1 protein-coding gene is annotated in these 260 nt (G+C 61.5%); it reads left to right on the top strand.

Features of this window, described 5'->3' with window-relative positions:
* On the top strand, window positions 1-260 hold a 260-nt coding region (locus tag AAEZ08_RS23135), incomplete at both ends, for a DNA topoisomerase (protein WP_500125209.1).

Here is a 260-nt window from a genome sequence, read left to right as displayed (position 1 = left end):
CCTGTGATGATCAGGGCCGCTGCCTCAATCCGCAGCTGGCGCAACAGGCCGCGACGGCAATGAGCAACGCCGCCAGCGCGCGGTTGATCAAGTTGCGTACCGAACGCATGCGCGAAGTGGCACCCCTGCTCTTCGACCTTGGCACCTTGCAGGAAATCTGCTCGAAAAAGCTCGGCCTCGGCGCCCAGGAAACCCTGGATATCGCCCAATCTCTTTACGAAACCCACAAGGTCATCACCTACCCGCGCAGTGACTGCGGC

Origin of the sequence: Pseudomonas sp. E45-MNA-CIBAN-0222, assembly GCF_040310405.1 — a bacterium.
GTDB classification, from domain to species: Bacteria; Pseudomonadota; Gammaproteobacteria; order Pseudomonadales; family Pseudomonadaceae; genus Stutzerimonas; species Stutzerimonas stutzeri_AC.
This window is presented reverse-complemented; position numbering and strand designations above follow the sequence as displayed.